Origin of the sequence: Streptomyces cucumeris (assembly GCF_024295805.1) — a bacterium.
GTDB classification, from domain to species: Bacteria; Actinomycetota; Actinomycetes; order Streptomycetales; family Streptomycetaceae; genus Streptomyces; species Streptomyces cucumeris.
Window position 1 is genome coordinate 1 of the sequence record NZ_JANCLX010000018.1, and the last position, 20,086, is coordinate 20,086.

At 71.8% G+C, this 20,086-nt stretch carries 19 protein-coding genes; 15 read left to right on the top strand and 4 right to left on the bottom strand.

What is annotated here, in order from left to right; translation table 11 throughout:
* Positions 1 to 123: 123 nt before the first annotated feature.
* A complete protein-coding gene (locus NMK44_RS24515) occupies positions 124 to 588 on the bottom strand; it encodes an Lrp/AsnC family transcriptional regulator (RefSeq protein ID WP_254746600.1) in 465 nt (154 codons plus the stop codon).
* A gap of 94 nt (positions 589 to 682) precedes the next feature.
* Between NMK44_RS24515 and NMK44_RS24520 the strand changes: the two genes are divergently transcribed.
* The gene (locus NMK44_RS24520) at positions 683 to 1,534 is read left to right on the top strand and encodes an LLM class flavin-dependent oxidoreductase (protein ID WP_254746602.1); all 852 of its coding nucleotides are present in this window, start codon (positions 683 to 685) and stop codon (positions 1,532 to 1,534) included.
* A gap of 35 nt (positions 1,535 to 1,569) precedes the next feature.
* Here the strand turns inward: NMK44_RS24520 and NMK44_RS24525 are convergent, their stop codons facing one another.
* From NMK44_RS24525 to NMK44_RS24535, 3 genes are all read right to left on the bottom strand, one after another.
* Positions 1,570 to 2,139: a TetR/AcrR family transcriptional regulator gene (locus NMK44_RS24525; protein WP_254746604.1), complete on the bottom strand. Its 570-nt coding sequence runs from the start codon at positions 2,137 to 2,139 to the stop codon at positions 1,570 to 1,572.
* Complete coding sequence (locus NMK44_RS24530) at positions 2,136 to 3,614, bottom strand: MFS transporter (RefSeq protein WP_254746606.1); 1,479 nt, start codon at positions 3,612 to 3,614, stop codon at positions 2,136 to 2,138. Before NMK44_RS24530 ends, NMK44_RS24525 begins: the two co-directional genes overlap by 4 nt.
* 201 nt (positions 3,615 to 3,815) lie before the next feature.
* Positions 3,816 to 4,529 carry an SCO2207 family protein gene (locus NMK44_RS24535; protein WP_254746608.1) on the bottom strand — a complete coding sequence of 238 codons (714 nt, stop codon included), beginning with the start codon at positions 4,527 to 4,529 and terminating at the stop codon, positions 3,816 to 3,818.
* 438 nt (positions 4,530 to 4,967) lie between these two features.
* Here NMK44_RS24535 and NMK44_RS24540 point away from each other — a divergent pair, with 438 nt between their 5' ends.
* The 14 genes from NMK44_RS24540 to NMK44_RS24605 all read left to right on the top strand — a co-directional run bounded on the left by NMK44_RS24540 (position 4,968) and on the right by NMK44_RS24605 (position 20,026).
* A complete protein-coding gene (locus NMK44_RS24540; protein ID WP_254746610.1) occupies positions 4,968 to 7,769 on the top strand; it encodes a SpoIIE family protein phosphatase in 2,802 nt (933 codons plus the stop codon).
* 438 nt (positions 7,770 to 8,207) lie between these two features.
* On the top strand, positions 8,208 to 8,909 hold the full coding sequence (locus tag NMK44_RS24545; RefSeq protein WP_254746612.1) for a hypothetical protein: 702 nt from the start codon (positions 8,208 to 8,210) through the stop codon (positions 8,907 to 8,909).
* A 131-nt stretch (positions 8,910 to 9,040) separates the two neighbouring features.
* Positions 9,041 to 9,661, top strand: coding sequence for a DUF4352 domain-containing protein (locus NMK44_RS24550; RefSeq protein ID WP_254746614.1), 621 nt, complete (start codon positions 9,041 to 9,043; stop codon positions 9,659 to 9,661).
* Positions 9,662 to 9,718: 57 nt separating this feature from the next.
* Positions 9,719 to 10,510: a GntR family transcriptional regulator gene (locus NMK44_RS24555; protein ID WP_254746616.1), complete on the top strand. Its 792-nt coding sequence runs from the start codon at positions 9,719 to 9,721 to the stop codon at positions 10,508 to 10,510.
* A 175-nt stretch (positions 10,511 to 10,685) separates the two neighbouring features.
* The gene (locus NMK44_RS24560; protein WP_254746618.1) at positions 10,686 to 11,816 is read left to right on the top strand and encodes a TIGR03364 family FAD-dependent oxidoreductase; all 1,131 of its coding nucleotides are present in this window, start codon (positions 10,686 to 10,688) and stop codon (positions 11,814 to 11,816) included.
* Between the two features lie 5 nt (positions 11,817 to 11,821).
* A complete protein-coding gene (locus tag NMK44_RS24565) occupies positions 11,822 to 12,523 on the top strand; it encodes a phosphonatase-like hydrolase (protein ID WP_254746621.1) in 702 nt (233 codons plus the stop codon).
* 13 nt (positions 12,524 to 12,536) lie between these two features.
* Positions 12,537 to 13,673 (top strand): ABC transporter ATP-binding protein, encoded by a 1,137-nt coding sequence (locus NMK44_RS24570; RefSeq protein ID WP_254746624.1) that lies wholly within the window; start codon positions 12,537 to 12,539, stop codon positions 13,671 to 13,673.
* Between the two features lie 4 nt (positions 13,674 to 13,677).
* Positions 13,678 to 14,535: a 2-aminoethylphosphonate ABC transporter permease subunit gene (locus tag NMK44_RS24575; RefSeq protein WP_302888588.1), complete on the top strand. Its 858-nt coding sequence runs from the start codon at positions 13,678 to 13,680 to the stop codon at positions 14,533 to 14,535.
* The gene (locus tag NMK44_RS24580; protein WP_254746630.1) at positions 14,522 to 15,319 is read left to right on the top strand and encodes an ABC transporter permease; all 798 of its coding nucleotides are present in this window, start codon (positions 14,522 to 14,524) and stop codon (positions 15,317 to 15,319) included. The genes NMK44_RS24575 and NMK44_RS24580 overlap by 14 nt, the downstream gene beginning before the upstream one ends.
* A 15-nt stretch (positions 15,320 to 15,334) precedes the next feature.
* Positions 15,335 to 16,393, top strand: a complete 1,059-nt coding sequence (locus tag NMK44_RS24585) for a 2-aminoethylphosphonate ABC transporter substrate-binding protein (RefSeq protein WP_254746633.1) — start codon at positions 15,335 to 15,337, stop codon at positions 16,391 to 16,393.
* A 176-nt stretch (positions 16,394 to 16,569) separates the two neighbouring features.
* A complete protein-coding gene (locus NMK44_RS24590; RefSeq protein ID WP_254746636.1) occupies positions 16,570 to 16,725 on the top strand; it encodes a hypothetical protein in 156 nt (51 codons plus the stop codon).
* Between the two features lie 125 nt (positions 16,726 to 16,850).
* Positions 16,851 to 18,089 carry a phenylacetate--CoA ligase family protein gene (locus NMK44_RS24595; RefSeq protein WP_254746639.1) on the top strand — a complete coding sequence of 413 codons (1,239 nt, stop codon included), beginning with the start codon at positions 16,851 to 16,853 and terminating at the stop codon, positions 18,087 to 18,089.
* Positions 18,090 to 18,150: 61 nt separating this feature from the next.
* A complete protein-coding gene (locus NMK44_RS24600; protein WP_254746642.1) occupies positions 18,151 to 18,672 on the top strand; it encodes a glycine-rich domain-containing protein in 522 nt (173 codons plus the stop codon).
* A gap of 43 nt (positions 18,673 to 18,715) precedes the next feature.
* Positions 18,716 to 20,026 (top strand): MFS transporter, encoded by a 1,311-nt coding sequence (locus tag NMK44_RS24605; RefSeq protein WP_374215335.1) that lies wholly within the window; start codon positions 18,716 to 18,718, stop codon positions 20,024 to 20,026.
* Positions 20,027 to 20,086 lie beyond the last annotated feature (60 nt).

Below are 20,086 nucleotides of genomic sequence, written 5' to 3' on the forward strand. Positions count from 1 at the left end.
CTGATCGGTGAGTCGGCGTACACGGACAGGCTCAGCCACTCGCACCTCCAGCGATCGAAACGGACGTGACCGCCAATCCAACCGCCCCAGCCGCCAACCCGGCCAACCTTCCCGGTCACAGCACTAGGCCGAGGGCTGTCCGGGCGGTCCGGCGGGGCCGCGGTAGGGCAGGGTCCGGCTGTAGACCAGGCTGGTGGTGGTGGAGCCGAACTGGGCCAACTCGTCCACGACCTCCTCCAGATGACCCATGGAGGTCGCGGCCACCCGCACGGTGTAGCAGTCGTCGCCGGTGGTGCGCAGACACTCCAGGATCTCCTGGCGTTCCTCGAGCACCCGGTGCAGCGGCTGGTGCAGATTGCCGGAGTACTTCAGGCGCACCAGCGCCAGCAGCGGGAAACCGGCCTTCTCCAGGTCGAGTTCGGCCCGGTACCCGGTGATGACGCCCAGCGACTCCAGCCGTTTGACCCGGTCGGTGGTGGCGGAGGCGCTCAGGCTCACCCGGCGGCTCAGCTCGGTGATGGGCAGTCGTCCGTCCCGCTGGAGCTCGGCCAGGATCGACCAGTCGGTGGTGTCGAGACTCTCGGTCATTCGGCCACAGTACCGGCAGATCCACGGCGAGAACACCCTGATGCCGTGAAAACCCTGTTCCGCCGGAGGGTGATCACTGCCTACGCTGAGGGCCATGGAGATAGGTGTGAACGTCCCGAACTTCGGCCCCGGAACCGACCCGGAGACGCTGCGGAGATGGGCGCGGACGGTGGAGGGCCTCGGCTACGACCTGCTGATGGTCTCGGACCACCTCGTGGTGACGCCCGATGTCGCCGAGCAGTACCCGGCACCGTTCTACGAGCCCTTCACCACCCTGTCGTGGCTGGCCGGGATCACCGACCGGGTGCGCCTGGGCACCACCGTGCTGATCGTGCCGTACCGCCATCCGCTCACCGTGGCGCGTATGGCGGCCAACCTGAACCAGCTCAGCGGGGGGCGGCTGGTACTCGGGGTGGGGGTCGGCTGGGCGCGCCAGGAGTACGAGGCGCTGGGCGTCCCCTTCGAGCGGCGTGGCAGGCTGACCGACGAGTATCTGACGGCCATCCGCGGCGCCTGGGAGAACGACGCCGACTACCGGAGCGGGGACATCCCGGTCTGGGTGGGCGGCAACAGCCCCGCCGGGATCCGCCGGGCGGTACGGCTCGGCGACGCCTGGCACCCGCTGCGGCTGACCCTCGACGGCATGCGTGAGGGACTGGGCCGGCTGAAGGCGGCCGCGGACGAACTGGGCCGTCCGGTACCGGACTTCGCACCGCGGATCCTGCTCCAGCTCACCACGGAACCGGTCACCGGACCGGACCGCCCGGCCGGGAAGGGCACCGCCGGCCAGATCGTCGCGGACCTCGAGGAGTTGCGGGTGCTGGGTGCGCGCAGCGTGGTCCTGGATCCGTTCGTCGGCGATCCGGAGGAGACCCGGAACCCGGAGGTGGCATGGCAGGCGCTCGCCACCGTGGCCGCCCGGCTGGGGCGCGGACCCGGGGGCTGACCACCCGTCCGGGCGGCGCGGCCTCCTCGCCGGACTCAGCTCCGGGGCTGGTCCGTCCCACCGGCGATCAGCCGTTGCAGGGCCGGGCCGTACAGCTCGGCGATGTGCTCGACGGTGGCCGCCGCCGAGGCCCCCGACCGGTGGAGGCTGAGCGTGGCCCCCAGGCCGATGAGCTGACCCGCGATCAGCTCGGCGCGCAGCGCGCGCTCCGCGCCGGGCAGCCGCTCGGCGAGCCGCGCCGTCACCTGCTCCCGGAACCGCTCGCGCAGCAGTGCCAGCTCATCGGTGTTGCCGAGGGAGAAGACCACCCGCAGCAGGGGGTCCATCAACTCGGTGCGCCGGGTGGACACCAGGCTCAGCACCATATGGCGGCCGAGGTCCGCCAGGGGTGCGGCCAGCAGCTGGTCCGCCGCGCCGCCGAAGTCCGCGACGCTGTTGAACAGCCGCTCCTTGCTGCCGAAGTGCTTGACCACGAGGGAGGGGCTGACCCCGGCGTCGGCCGCGATCCCGCGGATGGTCACCTCGGCGTACGGCTGCCGGGTGAACGCCCGCCGGGCGGCGCGCTGGATGGCCTGCTGACCGGTCTCGCCGACAGGGCTCGTCATACGTTCTCCTCGCTGCGTACGGCGCCCCGCCCGGTGCCGCCGTCCACCGCGGCCACCGCCCCGGCCACCGGTGCGTCGCGCCCCGGCAGACACAGCGTAACGGCGAGCGCCAGCACCGCCGCCCCGGCCGCGATGAGGAAGACGAGCTGGTAGGCGTGCAGGGTCGGGGCGGTACGGCCGTCGACCACGAAGGTCATATGGGCCAGCACCGCGGCCACCACCGCGCTGCAGCATGCCTGGCCGACCGAGCGCATCAGGGTGTTCAGACCGTTGGCCGCGCCCGTCTCGCTCGCCGGGACCGCGCGCATCACCAGGGCCGGGAGCGCGGAGTAGGCCAGGGCCGTGCCCGCCGCCACCACGGTGGCCCCCGCGATGATCTGCCAGAGGCTGTGGCTGGTCCCGTAGCGCACCCCGTAGCCCAGCGCCAGGATCGCCGAGGCGAGCGCGAGCGCCACCTTCGGCCCGTAGCCGGCGGAGATCCGGGCGGACACCGGGGAGAGCGCCACCATGGCCAGCCCGCCCGGCAGCAGGCACAGACCGCTGACCACGATGGACGCGCCCAGCCCGTAGCCGGTGCTGGTGGGTTCCTGCACCATCTGGGCGGTGGACAGCGAGTTGGCGTAGAAGGCGAATCCGACCAGCAGCGCCGCGATGTTCGTCAGCAGCACCGCGGGCCGCGCCGACACCCGCAGGTCCACCAGGGGGTCGGTGGACTTGAGCTCATGCGCGCCCCACAGCGGTGCCACGACCGCGGCGGTGGCCAGCAGCCCGAGGGTGGGCGCGGACGTCCAGCCCCAGTCCCCGCCCTGGGTGACGGCCAGCAGCAGGGCCACCAGCGCGATGGACAGGCCGAGTGTTCCCAGGGTGTCGAAGCGCCCGTGCGAGCGCACGGCGGACTCGGGGACGAACCGCAGCACCAGGACGACGTCGAGCAGCCCCAGTCCGGCCGAGACCCAGAACATGGTGTGCCAGTCGGCGTTCTCCACCACCAGGGCGGCCACCGGAAGCCCGATCGCCGCGCCGATGCCCAGCGTCGAGCTCATCAGCGCCACCGACGACAGCACCCGCTCGGGCGCCAGTTCGTCCCGCATGATGCTGATGCCCAGCGGGATCACGGCGAGCGCGGCGCCCTGGAGGGCGCGTCCGGCGATCAGCATTCCGATGTGCGAGCTGACGGCGCACAGCACCGAACCGGCGACCAGGACGCACAGCGAGATCAGCAGCACCGCGCGCTTGCCGTACATGTCCCCGGCCCGCCCCAGGACCGGGGTGAACACCGCACCGGTGAGCAGGGTGACGGTCACCAGCCAGCTCGCGGCGGTGGGGGAGCTGTGGGTGAGGGCCGGGACATGCGGCAACAGCGGGACGACCAGCGTCTGCATCACTGCGACGATCACGCCGCAGAAGGCGAGGACCGCGACGAGGGGACGCGGATGGGGGGCCGGGACCGGGGCGCCGGGTATCGCTGCGGACATCTCTCTCCGTGGGCCGGGAGCGGAGCGCACCCAGGGGTGGGGGGGGGGGGACCACCCACCGCACACACCCGTGACCCCCCCCGACCCCCCAGCACCCCGGGGTTCCACCGGCTCACCCCCCGCGGGCAACCCCGTCGCCACCCCCGTGTCCGCGCATTCCCGTGGGTGCCCGCCGCCGCGGACGGCGGCGGGGCGGCACGGTCAGCCCACGCGCTCGATCCGCGCGTTGCGGATCAGGTTCTTGCCGGGCTCGCGGACCTCCTCGAACGCGGCGTTGTTGAGCAGGGCGCAGCTACCCGACGGCGCGGTCACGGAGACGGTCGTGGACTTGTCGTTGTCCAGGTTGGTCACCTTCAGCTTGGTGCCGATCGGGAAATCGCCGCTGGAGGCGGCCGGTGCCCCGCCCTCACCGGAGAGCGTCACGGTCGAGCCCTTGCAGACGACCTCGCCCGCGGTCCCGCCACCGGCGTCCCCGGCGCCGCCCACCTGGTCGTCCGCTCCGCCGCCGGCCTGATCACCGGCGCCGGCCTCCTCGCCCGCGCCCTGTCCGGCGGCGCCGCCCTCGTCGCCCGCGCCGGCGTCGGCCGGGGGCTGGGCCCCGGCCTGGCCGGCGCTCTCGCCGACCTCGCAGCCCGATGCCTCCTGCTTGCGCTTGATCTCCTCGATGACGGCCTCGCGGTTCTCGATCCGTGCCTGGGACTGCGCGTCCGGGTTGGCCTTCTGGTCCGCGATGAACTTCTCGTTGTTGGCCAGCGCCTGGGCCAGTCCGGCGCAGGCCGAGGAGGACTGGGCCGCTCCCTCGGTGCTCGCGTTGCTGGTCGCCGCCATCACTCCGGCGCCGGTGCCCGCGAGGGCCAGCGAACCGACCAGCAGGCCGAGCTTCTTCTTGCGGCTGAGCGTCCTCTTGCGTGTCATCTCGACTCCTTTTCCGATTGCCCGCAGCTCCATACGGACGGGATCCGGAGTCGTTTCAGAGCGTTCGGAAATTTCTGCCATGAATATGCTTGAGGATTGAACGGAAAGGCGCATTCCGGACCGGACCTTAAAGCAGCCTTAAGCGTTAATGAAGGCTTAAGGTGGAGCGTCTCCGCCGGTCGTCCAGCAGGTCAGTCCCCTTGCTTCTGGCAGCCGTTGTCCGTGCGGGCCGTTCGCGCGGAGCATTGCGCGAGGGCGTCCGGGCCTTCTGGAGCGGCCCGCGGGAACGAGAACTCCACCGCAATTCCCGGCCTCCGTGAGGGGCGTTTCGCCGAACGTCCGACGGTGCGATGACGTCCTTTTCCGATGCCGGGACGGCCATGGTGGAACGCCTCCGCCGAAGATCAGCAACGCCCCGTGTGATGTAGGGTTTTTGCTATGGATGGGCGACTTGCCCTGCTTGCCGCCGTGGGCCGGAACACCACGGAGAGCGAAGTCTTCCGGCTGGCCCTTCAGCACGCGGTGGCCGAGCTGGGCGGTCTCGGCGGCATGGTCCACCTGCGGGGCCCCATGTCCGCGTTGCGCCTGGTGTCCTCCGCCGGGCTCCCCCCGGCGTACACCCAGCCCTGGGAGATCGTCGACCAGGAGGACGAGACCGCCCCCGCCGAGGTCGTCCGCCGCGGCCGGCCGGTCTGGGTACCGGGATCCCCCTCAAACGGTGCTCCCGGGGCCCGTAGCGGGATGGCCGCCGTGCCCGTCGCCGACGGGGACCGCACCGTGGGCGCGCTCACCGTCTGGAGCGGCGACCGCGGAGAACCGACCGCGGAGCAGTGGGCCTTCCTGCGGGAGGTGGCCACCTGGGCCGAGGAGCGGATGGGCCTGGCGCCCCCGCTGGTCCGCCCGCCGCGGGAGGAGTCGATCGGCAACCACCTCACCGCCGCCCGCCGGACCATGGAGGTCGGCTCCTGGGACTGGAACATCCGCACCGGTGAACTGGCCTGGGACGAGGCGGCCATGAAGGTGTACGGCACCGACCCGGCGGACTTCGTCCCCAGCGTCGAGAGCTGGATGAAGGTCGTCCACCCCGATGACCTCCCCTCCATCCTGGCCGCCGCCCAGCAGGCGATCCGCGAGCGCGGTGTCTTCGAGGCCGAGTACCGGGTGCGCCGCCCCGACGGCGGCTACGGCTGGACCCAGGCCCGCGCCCGGGTGATCGTCGACGAGGACGGGGAACCGGTGCGGATGGTCGGCCACGGATGGGACAGCAACGAAGCGCGTTCGGCGTCCGATGCGCTCAGCCGCGCCCTGCGCCATATGACGGACGGCTTCCTCGCCCTCGACGACACCGCGCGGATCTCCTTCGTCAACCTGGAGGCGGAGCGCACCCTCGGCTCCTCCGAGGCGGAGCTGATCGGCCGGGTGCTGTGGGAACTGCCCACCCTGCGGCGGGTGCCGGGCCTGGAGGAGCGCTGCCGTCAGGCCACCGCGACCGCCACCCCGGCCGGGTTCGAGATCGAGCTGCCGGACACCGGACGCTGGTACCACCTGCGCCTGGTCCCCGCGCCCGGCGGCACCACCTGCTACTTCTCCGATGTCACCGAGCGGCGGCGGCACGACGCCGAACGCGAGGCCGCCGAACGGGCCGCCGCCCGCCGCGCCGCCCGTATCTCCGAACTGACCGCGGCCCTCGCCAAGGCGACCACCTCCCGGGACGTGGTGGACGCGGTGGCCCGCCGGGTGCTGCCGCCGTTCGGGGCCAGCGGACTGATCGTGCAGGCCATCGAGGACAACCGGGGCTACAACGTCGGAGCGGTCGGCTACTCACGGGAGTTCCTGGCGGAGATGGACGGCGACCCCGTCTCGGAGTCCACCCCCACCGCCCAGGCGATGCGCACCGGTGAACCCCTCTTCGTCTCCTCCGCCGCGGAGTACATCGAGCGCTACCCCAATCTGGCCGACCGTCCGCACGCCGTCGGCAAGCAGTCCTGGGCCTTCCTGCCGCTGACCGCGTCCGGCCGCCCCTTCGGCGCCTGTGTGATCAGCTTCGACCAGCCGCGCCGCCTCAACGGCGAGGAGCGCACCCTGCTGACCGCCATCGCGGCCCTCGTCGCCCAGGCGCTGGAGCGCGCCCGGCTCTACGACGCCGAGCACACCCGCGCCCAGGAGCTGCAGCGCGGACTGCTGCCCCGTGAACTGCCCTCGCCACCCGCGTGTACGGCGGTCGCCCGCTACCTCCCCGCCGGACAGGGCATGGAGGTCGGCGGTGACTGGTACGACATCATCCCGCTCTCCCTGGAACAAGTGGCCTTCGTCATCGGCGACGTGATGGGCCACGGGCTCTCCGAGGCGGCCACCATGGGGCGGCTGCGCACCGCCGTCCACACCCTCGCCCATCTCGAACTGCCCCCCGACGAGATCATGAGCCATCTCAACGAGATCGTCGGCGGCCTCGGCGCGGACTCCTACGCCACCTGCCTGTACGCGCTGTACGACTCCACCACCCGTAGCTGCACCTTCGCCCGCGCCGGACATCCGCCGCCCGCCGTGGTCCACCCCGACGGCACCGCCTACTTCCCCGGGGTGATCCCCGACCCACCGCTGGGCGCCGCCGTCCCGCCCTTCGACACCGTCGATCTGACCCTTCCCGAGGGCAGCCTGCTCGCCTTCTACACCGACGGCCTGGTGGAGTCCGCGGAGCGCGACATCGACGAGGGGATGGAGCGGCTCTCCCGGCTGCTGCGCGACTCCCGGAAGCTGGATCTGCACCGCGTCTGCGACGCCGTCACCGCCGGTCTGCTCCCCGTCGAGCAGCAGACCACCGATGACGCCGCCCTGCTGGTGACCCGGGTGCGCGGACTGTCCCCCGAGCAGATGGCCTCCTGGCCGCTCCCGGAGGATCCGCAGGCCGCGGGGGAGGCCCGGAAGCACGTCCGCGAACAGCTCACGCTCTGGGGCCTGGACGAACTGGCCATGACCACCGAACTGCTCGTCAGTGAGCTGGTCGGCAATGTGGTGCGGCATGCCAAGGGGCCGGTGCGGCTGCGGCTGCTGCGCAGCGCCAGCCTGCTCTGCGAGGTCTCCGACGGAAGTCTGACCACCCCGCGGATCCGCCGTGCCCTGGAGATGGACGAGGGCGGGCGCGGACTCCAGCTGATCTCCGCGCTCTGCCAGCGGTGGGGGACCCGCTACACCGCCACCGGCAAGAGCATCTGGACCGAACAGGCGCTGCCCTCGCGGTGACCGCGGTCCCGCCGTCCGGTGCGGACCCCTGGCTCTGGGGCGGCGGGGAGAGCGGGGAGGGCGGAACGAACCACCACCGACGGGGGGCCGACGCGCACTCAGGTACGGTGCCGTGCACCGTGAACACGTCGGGCCCACGGTGCTCGGCGGCGATGGTGCTGGTCATCGCGCCGGGCCCGCCCGTACGGCGGAGTACCCGTTCCGCGGCTCTCTCCGCCGCGCGCCTCCACTCTCACCCCACCGCGGCCACCTGCGCAATTCCCTTGTCGCCCCTCTGACACCGGATCCCCATGGTTTTGACGCGACCTTTACGTCCGGTGCGCCGGGACACGCGGTGTCCGGGGCCCCCGTCGACCGCCAACAGCCCACTGACCAGCGGCGACAGCCGCCCCGATACCCTCGTCGGACCCCTGGCCCCGAAGTACCGAGGTGAACCCCGTGGAGTTGCGTCCGTACGACCTCAAGCGGATCGGACGACGACTGGACTCCCCGGCGTCCTGGGGCACCTGGTGCCGGATCGGCCCGATCCCCGAACCTCCCGCCGAGGTCCGCTTCGCCGCCGGGGGCGGACGGCTGCGGCCCGGGTGGATCCGTCCGCATGTACTGCTCGGCTATCTGCTCGTGGCACCGGTCATCCTGCTGGGGATGGCGATACCGCTGGGATTCGCCCTGCTCGGGGAAGCTCTGGGCGCCGTCAACCGCGCCTTCTCGGCCACCGCGCGTGACACGGTGCGCCGTGAGAAGGAGGAGCGGAAGGAAAGGAAGGCGCGGCAGGAGGCGAGGGAGCGGGACGAAGCGGCGGAACGGACCGCGCACCGGCTCGACGAGACCTTCGACGGCGACTGGAACGGCCGCGCCGGACAGCTTCTGCTCGGCTGGTACGGGAAGTCCAAGTACCCCCGGAGGATGCTGCTGCGCACCGACACCCATCTGGTGATCGCCGGGCCGCGGGGGCGGGTGAGCACCGGAACGGTCAGGAAGTCACGGGTGCTGGAGCGGATCCCCCTGGAGGAGGTGGTCCTCGAGACTCCGCTGCCGGACGACCGGCCCACCGTCAACCGGCTGCGTTTCCGGGACGGCTCCTGGCTCGTCGTCACCCAGGTCGTGGATGAGGGACTGCTCGGCAGCCTCGACTTCTAGCGCGGCGGGGGCCGTGCCCGCACCTGGTGATGGGCACGGCATTTCGGTCTGATCCCTACACATCGTCCCGCTCGCCAGATACAGTACCTCTCCCCCCACGAGCACCAACCACCACATTCTGGGGGAGACCCATGTCCATCCGCACCACGGCGCTCCTCGTCGCCGCCCTGGGCTTGTCGCTGACCGCATGTGGCACCGAGGACGGCACCACCGTGGACACCACGCCCCAGGCGGGGGCGTCCTCGTCGGCGGAGAGGAGTCCGGAGGGGGCCAACGCCGCCGACGCCCCGCGCGACGAGGCCACCACCGACGGACCGCTCGGCCAGGGGGTGTCGACCGTCGGCGACACCATCAGCCTCAAGGGCGCGGAGGACGGCGAGAAGCTGGACGTCACCCTGGTGAAGTGGCTCGATCCCGCCAAGAGCGCCGACAGCCACACGATCCCCAGCCCCGGCAAGCGCTGGGTCGCCGCGCAGATCCGGCTCGTCAACACCGGTTCCGAGAGCTACCGGGACAGTCCGCCGGACTGTGTCCGGGTCGCGGACGCCGACGGACGCCGCTATGACGCCACCGTCGCCGATATCGCCGCCGGGGCCTCGATGGCGACCGATCTGAAGCTCACCACCGGGGAGAAGACCGTGGGCTGGGTGGTCGCCGAGGTGCCCAAGGGGTCCGCGGTGACCTCGCTGCAGTTCATCCCCAGCGGCGGCGCCGCCGATGAGACCGGCCAGTGGGCGGTCCGCAAGGGCTGACGCCGGACGACGGGGCCGTCCGTGGCGACGGAGCCTCCGTCTGCGACGATCACTGCCGTGGACTACCCCAATGACCAGGCCCCCGGCGCACCGGTCCGTGCCGGTATCCCCGAACACGGGCGTGTGCCCAAGTACTACGCGGTGAAGACCCGGATCGCCGCGCTCCTGGACGATCTCGGCGAGGGCGGGCTGCTGCCCACCGAACGCGATCTGTCGGAGCGCTATGAGGTCGCGCGCGAGACCGTACGGCAGGCGCTGCGCGAGCTGTTGCTCGAGGGGCGGGTGCGACGGGCCGGACGGGGCACCGTGGTGGCGGGGCCGAAGCTGGCGCAGCCGCTGGCGCTGGCCAGCTACACCGAGGGCGTACGCCGTCAGGGGCTGCGCCCGGGCCGTACCCTCATCGGTCTCGACCGGTTCCCGTGCCCGCGGGAGCTGGCGGACGAGGCGGGGCTCGAACGGGGCGAACCGGTGTGGCACCTGGAGCGTGTGCTGCTGGCGGACGACGAGCGGGTCGGTCTGGAGAGCACCTATGTGGCGGTGGCGCGGGCGCCGCGGCTGGACACCGACTTCGATCCCGACTCCTCCTTCTACGTCTATCTCCGCGACCGGCTCGGCATCGGCTTCGGCGACGCGGACGAGCGGCTGGAGACGGTGCTGGCCACCCCGCGCGAGGCGCTGCTGATCGGCACCCCGCCCGCGCTGCCGATGCTGCTGATCCACCGGATCTCCCGGGACACCGAGGGGCGTCCGCTGGAGCGCGTCCGCTCGCTGTACCGGGGCGACCGCTTCAGCTTCACCACCCATCTCGGGCGGCGGGCCGGGGCGGACGAGCGGGAGCCGGAGGGCTGAGCGCCGTTCGGGCATAGCGGGATATACAAGAACGAAAAGGGGCGTCGGAGATCTCCCGGTGCCCCTCTTTCTATTACGGAAGGATAACGGGTCTAGTCCAAGATTGGGTGGCCGTTCACGATGGCGTTGCCATCCGGATGAGTCCGGTCCACCCGAGCGGAGGAGCGTCACAGCCATGAGAGTGATAGTCGTCGGAGCAGGCGTGGTGGGAACCATGCACGCCTGGCACGCCGTGGAGCGCGGCCATGAGGTCCTGCACATCGAGCGCGAGACGGAGGCCCGGGGCGCGTCCCTGCGCAACTTCGGCCTGGTGTGGGTCAGCGGCCGGGCCGGCGGCGAGGAACTGGAGACCGCGCTGCGCGCCCGGAGCCTGTGGGAGTCCATCGGTGAGCGGGTGCCCGCCCTCGGCTTCCGGCCCAACGGCTCGCTCACCGTCGTCCGCGACGAGGCCGAGCGGGCCGTCGCCGAGGCCGCCGTCCAGCGTCCCGACGCCGCCGCCCGCGGCTACAAGCTGCTCGGCGCCGATGAGGCGCGCCGGCTCAACCCGGCCCTGCGGGGTCCGCTGCTCGGCGCCCTGTGGTGCGAGCGCGACGCCGCGGTCGAGCCGCGCACCGCACAGCGGGCGCTGAAGGCCGCGCTGCTCGCCTCCGGCCGCTACACCTACCTCGGCGGCCGCGAGGTCCGCGAGGTGCGCGAGGGCTCGGGCGGCCCCGCCGTCCGCGACGACCACGGCGATGTGCACACCGGGGACACCGTGGTGCTGTGCACCGGGGCCTGGCTGGGCGGTCTGGTCCGGGAGCTGGTCCCCGAGCTGCCGGTGCGCCGGGTGCGGCTGCAGATGATGCAGACCGCCCCGCTCGGCGAGGAGCTGACCACCTCCGTGGCCGACGCCGACAGCTTCCGCTACTACCCGGCCTACGGCGGCGCCGCCCTGGACACCCTCGCCGCCACCCGGCCGCAGCCGCCCGTCGCCGCCGAGCACCGGATGCAACTGCTCATGGTGCAGCGCAAGGACGGCGGGCTCACCATCGGCGACACCCACGAGTACGAGGACCCCTTCAACTTCGACGTCGTCGAGGATCCGTACGACCATCTCAGCGCGACCGTCGAAGCGGTCCTGGGCCGTCCGCTGCCGCGGATCCGGCGCCGCTGGGCCGGGGTGTACGCACAGTGCGCCGACACCACCCGGGTGATCCACCGGGAGCAGGTACGCGACGGGGTGTGGCTGGTCACCGGGCCGGGCGGCCGCGGTATGACCTGCGCCCCCGCCATCGCCGAGACCACCGCAGACGAACTGGGCTGGTAGGAGATATGACCGAGAATCACCACACCCCCGCCATCGACCTCGCCGTGCTCGACATGGCCGGAACCACCGTCGCCGACGGCGGCCTCGTGGAGCAGGCGTTCGCCGCGGCCGCCGAGCGGCTGGGCGTCACCCCCGGCTCCCCCGAGCACACCCGGCAACTCGACTACGTCCGCGCCACGATGGGGGAGTCCAAGATATCCGTCTTCCGGCACCTCTTCGGCGACGAGGAACGCGCCCAGCGGGCCAACACCGCCTTCGAGGGGGCCTACCACGACCTCGTCGACGGCGGTCGGTGCGCCCCGCTGCCCGGTGCGGCCGAAGCCATCGAGAGCCTGCGGAAGGCGGGCATCACGGTGGTGCTCACCACCGGCTTCTCCCGCGCCACCCAGGACCGCATCCTCGATGCCCTCGGCTGGCGGGAGCTGGCCGATCTCACCCTGTGTCCCGCCGACGCGGGACGCGGCCGCCCCTACCCCGACATGGTGCTCACCGCGCTGCTGCGCACCGGTACCGATGATGTCCGCGCGGTCGCGGTCTGCGGTGACACCTCCTACGACATGCTCACCGGGCGGCGCGCGGGCGCGTCCGTCGTCGCGGGCGTCCTCACCGGGGCACACGGGCGGGAGCAGCTCACCGGGGCCGGGGCCACCCATGTGCTGCCCTCGATCGCCGGTCTGCCCGAGCTCCTCACCGGCCGGGCGGCCTGAGATGACCGCCGCCATGTCCGAGACCGCACCGGCCACCGCCGGTACCCGCCCGGCCGGGATCCATCTCGACCGGGTGTCCGTCGCCTACGGCAAGCACACCGTGCTCGACGGGCTCGACCTGACCGTGGCACCGGGGGAGCTGATGGCGCTCCTCGGCCCGTCCGGATCCGGCAAGACCACCGCGCTGCGGGCGGTCGCCGGATTCGTCCGGCCGGTGTCCGGCCGGGTGTACCTCGGTGGCCGGGACGTCACCGCGCTGCCCCCGCACCGGCGGGGCATCGGGATGGTCGTCCAGAGCTATGCGCTCTTCCCGCATATGCGGGTCGCGGAGAACGTCGCCTTCGGGCTCAGGGCCCGCAAGACGCCCCGCCGCGACATCGCCGAACGGGTCGCGGAGGCACTGGAGATGACGGGCATGGCGGCGTACGCCCGGCGGTACCCGCGCGAACTGTCGGGCGGCCAGCAGCAGCGGGTGGCCATCGCGCGCGCCCTGGCGATCCGCCCCTCGGTACTGCTCCTGGACGAACCGCTGTCCGCGCTGGACGCCCGGCTCCGCTCCGGGATGCTGGCCGAACTGGCCCGGCTGCACCGGGAGTTGGCCGATGTCTCGATCCTCTATGTCACCCATGACCAGATCGAGGCACTGACCCTCGCCGACCGGATCGCGGTGATGGACAACGCCCGGCTCCAGGACTGCGGCACCCCGCAGGAGCTCTACCGGCGGCCGCGCACCGAGTTCACCGCCTCCTTCGTCGGCAACGCCAATCTGCTGCCGGTGACCCTGGCGGAAACGGGGCCCGACGGCACCGTCGGCGCCGATCTCGGCGGCACCCGGCTGCGGGCCCACGGCGCCGGGGCGCCCGCCGCCCGCGGTGCCGCCGCCACCCTGTGCGTACGCCCGCATCTGGTCGGGCTCGGACCGGGCCCCAACGCCCTGCGCGGCACGGTCGCCGAGGTGCAGTGGCGCGGGGCGACCCACCGGCTGCTGGTGGACGTCGCGGGCACCCGGCTCACGGCCGACGTCCGTGAACTGCGCACCCCGCCCGCGCTCGGAGCCCAGGTCGAGCTGCACTTCGCGGCCGAGGACGCGGTCCTGCTCCCGGTCACCTCCGCGCCGGAAGCGGTCCCCGGAGGTGGCGGCCGTGGCTGAGGTCCTGAAGAGCCCCGCCCCGGCCCGGAGCGCCGGGGGCCGTTCGCTGCCGAGCCGGCTGTGGGTGCTGCCGCCCGTCGTCGCGCTCGGGGTCTTCTTCCTCCATCCGCTGGCCCTCGTCGTCCAGCAGTCCTTCACCCCCGACGAGGGCGGCACCTCGGTGGAGCCCTACACCGAGCTGTTCGCCTCCGAGGTCTTCCACGAGGCGCTGACGACCACCGTCTGGATCGCCCTCGCCGCCACCGCGGGCTGTCTGCTGCTGGGCTTTCTGCTCGCCCTCGTCATCGCCTTCGTCCCGTTGCCCGGCGGGAAGGCGGTGTCCACGTTCATCGACGTCTTCCTCTCCTTCCCGTCCTTCCTGATCACCCTGGCGCTGCTGTTCCTGTACGGCAACACCGGTGTGGCCAACGGACTGTGGACCTCCGCCACCGGCGCGGCCACCGGCCCCTTCGACTTCCTCACCACCCCCTGGGGTGTGGTGCTCGCCGAGATCACCTACTTCACCCCGTTCGTGATGCGTCCGCTGCTCGCCGCCTTCTCCCAGCTCGACACCGCGCAGCTCGATGTCGCCTCCTCGCTCGGCGCGGGCCCGCTGCGGATCGTGCGGCGGATCATCCTCCCCGAGGCGCTGCCCGCGCTCGCCGCCGGGGGCAGCCTGGTGCTGGTGATGTGCCTGAATGAGTTCGGCATCGTGCTCTTCACCGGGGCCAAGGGGGTGACCACCCTGCCGATGCTGGTCTACAGCAAGGCCATCCTGGAGTCCGACTACCCCTCCGCCTGCGCCGTCGCCGTCGTCAACATCTGCCTCTCGGTGGGTCTCTACGGTCTGTACCGGGTGGTGAGCCGTCGTGCTGGTGCATAGCCGCGCCGCCCGCTGGGCCGTCCGCATCCTGTTCCTGCTGCTCTTCCTGCCGCTGTTCGTGCTCCCGCTGCTCGTCATCGTGGCCGCCTCGCTGTCGAGCTCATGGAGCGGTGTCCTGCCGTCCGGGCCGACCGGCGCGCACTACACCGCGGCCGTCCGCGGTGACGCGCTCACCGCGCTGACCACCAGTCTGATCACGGCCGTGACGGCGAGCCTGCTCGCCCTGGCCGCCGGGACCTGGGCGGCGCTGGCCGCCTCCGGTGCCGGGCGGCGCACGCGACGGCTGCTCGACGCGCTGTTCATGCTGCCGGTGGCCGTCCCGTCCGTGGTGGTCGGCCTCGCCGTACTGGTGGCGTTCAGCAAGCCGCCGCTCCTGCTCAACGGCACCCCGTCGATCGTGATCGTCGCGCATACCGTCCTGGTCACCGCGTTCGCCTATCAGTCCGTCGCGGCGGCCCTCGCCCGGCTGGACCCGGCGTACGAACAGGCGGCCGCCGGTCTCGGCGCGCGCCCCGCGTATGTGCTGTGGCGGGTCCGGCTTCCCCTGCTGCTCCCGTCGCTCACCGCGGCGGCGGGTCTGTGCTTCGCCCTGTCCATGGGCGAGCTCAGCGCCACGATGATGCTCTATCCGCCGGACTGGCTGCCGCTGCCGGTCCGGATCTTCTCGGCCACCGACCGGGGTTCGCTCTTCACCGGCTCCGCGGTCGCCGTCGTCCTCATGGGAACGACGCTGCTCGTCCTGCTCGCCGTCTCCCGCCTCCGCACCAGAGCCACCTTCCGCTAGGAGAAGCGAAACGTCATGTCCCGCGCACTCAAGCCGATCACCGCCGTCGGCGGGGTCCTCGTCCTCGCCGTGTCCCTCACCGCCTGTGGCGGTGCCGCCGCCGATCCGAACGCCAAGGTCGTCACCGTCTACAGCGCCGACGGGCTCAAGGGGGAGGGCGGCGACGGCTGGTACGACAGGGTCTTCAAGGACTTCGAGAAGCAGACCGGCATCAAGGTCAAGTATGTGGAGGGCGGCTCCGGCGAGATCGTGCAGCGCGCCGTCCGGGAGAAGTCCAACGCCCAGGCCGATGTGCTGGTCACACTGCCGCCGTTCATCCAGCAGGCCGACGCCAAGGGGCTGCTGGGCTCCTACGCGCCGAAGGGGTCGGACAAGGTCGCCGCGTCCGGCAGGTCCGCCGACGGCACCTGGACCGCCGTCGTCAACAACTACGCCGGATTCGTCTACAACAAGAAGGAGCTGAAGACCGCCCCCACCACCTGGGAGCAGCTCCTCGACGGCTCGTTCCGGGACAAGGTGCAGTACAGCACCCCCGGGGTCGCGGGCGACGGCACCGCGGTCCTCATCAAGGCCATCCATGACTTCGGCGGCGAGGACGCCGCGCTGGACTATCTGAAGAAGCTCCAGGCCAACAACGTCGGCCCGTCCTCCTCGACCAGCAAGCTGGCGCCGAAGGTCGACAAGGGCGAGATCCACGTCGCCAACGGCGATGTCCAGATGAACTACGCCCAGTCCCGGTCCATGCCGAACCTCGGCATATGGTTCCCGGCCAAGCGCGGCGGCAAGCCCACCACGTTCCCGCTGCCCTACGCCGCGGGGCTGGTGAAGAACGCCCCGCATGAGGGCAACGCCAAGAAGCTGCTGGACCACCTGCTCGGGGCGGCCGCGCAGCGGCAGGTCAGCGAGATCGGCGGCGGCTTCCCGGCCCGTACGGACATCGAGGCCACCGACGCCAACGCCCGTGCGCTGGCGGAGATCATGAAGGGTGTCCAGGTCTTCCACCCGGACTGGAAGGACATCGACGAGAACCTCGACGCGTATATCGATGGCTGGAAGTCGGCTACCGGGAGCTGAGTTTCCCGGACCGGAACGATCCATGGCGACGCAAGTGCGCCATGGATCGTTCCGCTTTGGCCAAGTGGCTTGATTTGACCGTCCGTTGACACTTCATTGACGATTCTTTTACTGTCGGAACGCGGCGACAGCAACATCATCTTCGCCGTCCATTCCCCATTCCGGAGGTGTCACACATGGAGCAGTTGATCAAGAAGATGGCTCAGGACGAGGTCTGGAAGAGCTGGGTCGCGGCCAACTCCGCACAGGGCGGCAGCAAGGACGGCTGTATCAGCGCGTCCCCGAAGGCCGGGTGCATCAGCGCCGCGGGCAAGACGGGCTGCATCTCCTGACCCGTCGCTTCCCGAGCACCACCGGGGTGGGGCCGGCGGGCCATGGTGACCGCCGCCCCGCCCCGGCACGTTCACGCCCCGCCCGCGCGGGGCCCTCCGTCTCCCCGAGGACGCCCAAGGTGGCCATGGACGACCAGCCGACGCCCGACATCATCGACCAGGTGCGGAACATCCCGCTGTACCGCGAGTCGATCGAGCGGGGACACTTCCCCGTACTGGAAAAGACCGAGATAGCCCGCGACTTCCCGCACAACTGGATGACCCCGGAGCTCGCCCGCGCCCTGGAGACCGGCGCCGCCGAGTATGTGCTGTCCACCGGCACCAACCACGCCCGGATGCGGCTCATCCGGCCCCCGTACTTCCTGCTCCACTCCTACTACCGGCTGTGGAGCGAACACCCCGACATCGCCCACACCTGGCACGACGGATGCAGGCGGGTCTCCCTGACCACCGTGCTCGCCACCGAGCACGTGGCCCGGGTCAACGCCGCCAAGCGCGGGGCCCAGCCGGATGAGCTCCCCTCACTGGAGGAGCGGCGGCTGGACGAGCGCACGCTCTACCTCAATCTCCGGCTGGACCCGGACCACTGGGACCGTGCCGATGTCGAGCGTATGCTCGCCGAGATCCGCGACATCTGCGCCGGCCACCCGCAGGGCCGCTACCACCTCGACTGCTCCGGGTACCACCTCGCCCATCTGGTGCGGAAGGTGGACCAGTGGGGTCTGTGGGACGACTTCCCCCGGCCCGCGAGCATCATCCACGCCTACGAGTACACCCCGCGCGGGGTACGGCGGTATCTGCGCGAGCACTTCGACTGCCCGGTCATCGACCTGTTCGGCAGCACCGAGCTGGGCTACCTCTACTACAGCGACCGCGAGGGCCGCTATCACCCCTATCTGGACCGGATGAGCGTCGAACTGCTCCCCGTCGCCCCGGGCAGCGATATCCACCGGCTCGTCGTCACCAGCGTGCGCAATCCCCATATGCCGCTGATCCGCTACAACTCGGGTGACTGCGTCCGCACCCTCGACGGCTCGGCCGACCCCGGCAAGGTGGCCGCCTTCTGCGGCCGGGAGAAGGAACTGCTGGACACGGTGCGCGGACCGGTGGCCCAGTCCGATCTCGACGACCGCATCGACGCCGTCTCGCCCCGGATCTTCCTGCACCAGCTCGTGCTCACCGGGGAGAAGGAGTGCCGGTTGCGCTACACCACCTTCGACGGACGGCCCCTGGAGCCCGGCGAGAGCGCCGTACTGGAGCACGGCACGGCCCAGCTCACCGGCCTCCACTGCGTCCTGGAGCACCGGAGCCGGCTGCCCGTCGGCGCCTCCGGCAAGTACGCCTGGCTCGCCACCGAGCGCTGACGGCCCGGTCCTCACCCGGACCACCGACCCCTCACCACCCGACCACACCAGGGACGTGCCCATGACCCCACAGACCACCCGGCCACCGGTGCCGGCCGAGGAACTGACCGGCCTCCTCGGCGAACGACTGCACCAGGAGGTGGTGCGGTACGCCGAGGCGAGGACCGACGCCGGACCGGAGTACGCCGGGCGGCAGGTCCTCGAATGTCTCCGCTACCTCTATCTCGTCTCCCGCCACCAGGACCGGCTCAGCGGTCTCTTCCTGCCGGTCGAGCAGGAGATCGACGAGATCTGGCACTACCTGATCCTCCAGACCCGTGAGTACCGCACCCTGTGCGAGGAACGGCTGCCGGGCCGCTACTTCATCCACCACCGCAGCATCGGCTACGACGACTACCAGCAGGAGCCCGGCCGGGAGCGGGCCATCGAGGAGGCGCTGCGCTGGATCCCCCTGTACCGCGCGGCGTTCGGCCCCTTCGACGAGGGCGCGCTGCCGCACTGGACCGTGGTGCGCTTCCTCCACACACGGATGGACATGTCGCTGGAGGAGATCTCCGCGCTCGAACCGCTGCCCGCCGGATAACCTGCCGACGGCCGGACACCGGTCCATGTGAAGGGGGATGACCATGAGCGTCACACCGGCCGGGCGGACCGCCCGCGCCAGCGCGGAGCCGGATGCGGTACACGCCCAGCGACGGGCACTGACCGTCCTGGTCACGGCTCAGATCCTCAGCGGCGCGGGAATGGCCGCGGGCATCACGGTCGGAGCGCTGCTCGCCGAGGACATGCTCGGCACCACCGGTCTCGCGGGACTGCCCGCCGCCCTGTTCACCGCGGGCGCCGCCGTGGGGGCCATGGCCATCGGACGGCTCTCCCAGCGCTGGGGCCGGCGCCCCGGACTGGCCCTCGGCTACGCCACCGCGGCGGCCGGAAGCCTCGGTGTGGTGGTGGCGGGCACGGCGGACAGTGTGCCGCTGCTCTTCCTCTCCCTGGTGCTCTACGGCGCGGGCAGCGCCACCAATCTGCTCGCCCGCTACGCGGGCGCCGATCTGGCCCCGCCCGACCGGCGCGGACGCGCGGTGAGCACGGTGCTCCTCGCCACCACCTTCGGTGCGGTCCTCGGGCCCAATCTCGTGGGCGTCACCGGGGACCTCGCCCACTCCTGGGCCATGCCACGGCTCGTCGGACCCTTCCTGCTGGCCGCCGTGGCGTACACCCTGGGCAGTTGTGTGCTGGCCGGGTGGCTGCGGCCCGATCCGCTCCTGCTGGCCCGTGAACTGGCCGCGCGCAAGGCGGCGTCGGACGGAGGCGGCGCAACGGAGGCGGGGACCGCCGCGGGCCCGGCCGTGGTTCCGGCTCCGGGGGAGCGGACCGCGCCCGGGGTCGTCACCGGTGCCACCGTGATGGTCATCGGTCAGCTGGTGATGATCGCCATCATGACGATGACCCCGGTGCATATGAAGGACCACGGCCACAGCACCCAGGCGGCCGGTCTGGTCATCGCGCTCCATGTGGGCGCGATGTTCCTGCCGTCACCGCTGAGCGGCTACCTCGTGGACCGCGTCGGACGGCTGCGGGTCGCGGCGGCGGGCTCCGCCGTACTGCTCTCCGCGGGTCTGGTCGCCGCGTTCGCCTCCCCGCACAGCATGCCCGCCCTGGCCACCGCGCTGGTCCTGCTGGGCCTCGGCTGGAACCTGGGGCTGGTCAGCGCCACGGCCATCATCACCGACGCGGTACCGCTGGAGCGCAGGGCGGCCGTCCAGGGGCTGGTCGACGTCGGCGTGGCCATCGCCGGTACCACCGGCGGACTGGCCTCGGGCCTGGTCGTGGCGGGCGGCGGCTACGGATATCTGGCGGCGGGCGGTGGCATCCTGGCGCTGACGGTCATCCCGGTCCTGGCCCTGGCCACACAGCCCCGGCCAGCTCCGCGGACCTGAGACCGCCCGGCGGATACGCGCACCGGTCCGTGAGGTGCTCGTACCCGCCGGGCGGCGGAG

What these genes read in the sequence shown, in the direction of transcription:
- NMK44_RS24515 (WP_254746600.1), bottom strand. Translation starts at nt 588, where the DNA reads ATGACCGAGAGTCTCGACACCACCGACTGGTCGATCCTGGCCGAGCTC.
- NMK44_RS24520 (WP_254746602.1), top strand. Translation starts at nt 683, where the DNA reads ATGGAGATAGGTGTGAACGTCCCGAACTTCGGCCCCGGAACCGACCCG.
- NMK44_RS24525 (WP_254746604.1), bottom strand. Translation starts at nt 2,139, where the DNA reads ATGACGAGCCCTGTCGGCGAGACCGGTCAGCAGGCCATCCAGCGCGCC.
- NMK44_RS24530 (WP_254746606.1), bottom strand. Translation starts at nt 3,614, where the DNA reads ATGTCCGCAGCGATACCCGGCGCCCCGGTCCCGGCCCCCCATCCGCGT.
- NMK44_RS24535 (WP_254746608.1), bottom strand. Translation starts at nt 4,529, where the DNA reads ATGACACGCAAGAGGACGCTCAGCCGCAAGAAGAAGCTCGGCCTGCTG.
- NMK44_RS24540 (WP_254746610.1), top strand. Translation starts at nt 4,968, where the DNA reads ATGGATGGGCGACTTGCCCTGCTTGCCGCCGTGGGCCGGAACACCACG.
- NMK44_RS24550 (WP_254746614.1), top strand. Translation starts at nt 9,041, where the DNA reads ATGTCCATCCGCACCACGGCGCTCCTCGTCGCCGCCCTGGGCTTGTCG.
- NMK44_RS24560 (WP_254746618.1), top strand. Translation starts at nt 10,686, where the DNA reads ATGAGAGTGATAGTCGTCGGAGCAGGCGTGGTGGGAACCATGCACGCC.
- NMK44_RS24565 (WP_254746621.1), top strand. Translation starts at nt 11,822, where the DNA reads ATGACCGAGAATCACCACACCCCCGCCATCGACCTCGCCGTGCTCGAC.
- NMK44_RS24570 (WP_254746624.1), top strand. Translation starts at nt 12,537, where the DNA reads ATGTCCGAGACCGCACCGGCCACCGCCGGTACCCGCCCGGCCGGGATC.
- NMK44_RS24585 (WP_254746633.1), top strand. Translation starts at nt 15,335, where the DNA reads ATGTCCCGCGCACTCAAGCCGATCACCGCCGTCGGCGGGGTCCTCGTC.
- NMK44_RS24590 (WP_254746636.1), top strand. Translation starts at nt 16,570, where the DNA reads ATGGAGCAGTTGATCAAGAAGATGGCTCAGGACGAGGTCTGGAAGAGC.
- NMK44_RS24595 (WP_254746639.1), top strand. Translation starts at nt 16,851, where the DNA reads ATGGACGACCAGCCGACGCCCGACATCATCGACCAGGTGCGGAACATC.
- NMK44_RS24600 (WP_254746642.1), top strand. Translation starts at nt 18,151, where the DNA reads ATGACCCCACAGACCACCCGGCCACCGGTGCCGGCCGAGGAACTGACC.
- NMK44_RS24605 (WP_374215335.1), top strand. Translation starts at nt 18,716, where the DNA reads ATGAGCGTCACACCGGCCGGGCGGACCGCCCGCGCCAGCGCGGAGCCG.